Consider the following 492-nt stretch of genomic DNA (forward strand, 5'->3'; position numbering starts at 1 on the left):
GGGTTTCCAGCTCTGCCTTTTCTTTTTCAATAATTAACTGTCGCTTTTCAGCTTCCGCAGCCTGCCGACGAAAATAGGATATATGACCTGCAGCCCAATAAAACATGGCCAAAATAGAGAAGTATAATGCTCTCATGATATTTCGCTGCAAGAAACCTTCTATATAAATGATGGAATTGGATGGGTTAGCAGGCGAACTACTAACCAAATAGTCAGCAACAGATTTAGTTATCATGTATAGGCTGAGCAATAATAGGTAACCTGCAATGCCTTTGAAATATCGACGTTTCCTTTCTTCGAAAACATAATCCAATAATGTTGCAAAAAGATAAAAGAATGAAATATTGATAGCGTAAAAAACTAAATAAATGTAAAGTTTTTCTAGGGTTCCTAAGGCAATATAGACCATTGTCAGTTCATAGGTGATAAACAATGTCCAGCAGATAATATGTATTAGAAAATATTTTTTTGAAAATTTTGTTACTTCTAGGT

The 492-nt window shown here is 34.3% G+C and carries 1 protein-coding gene; it reads right to left on the reverse strand.

All coding sequences use genetic code 11. The annotated features are described in order from the left end of the window. Positions 1-492, reverse strand: a 492-nt coding sequence (locus AC1DND_RS29350; protein WP_477586557.1) for a hypothetical protein, incomplete at both ends; no start/stop codon positions are given.

The organism is Pedobacter sp. 01N416 (assembly GCF_056399685.1).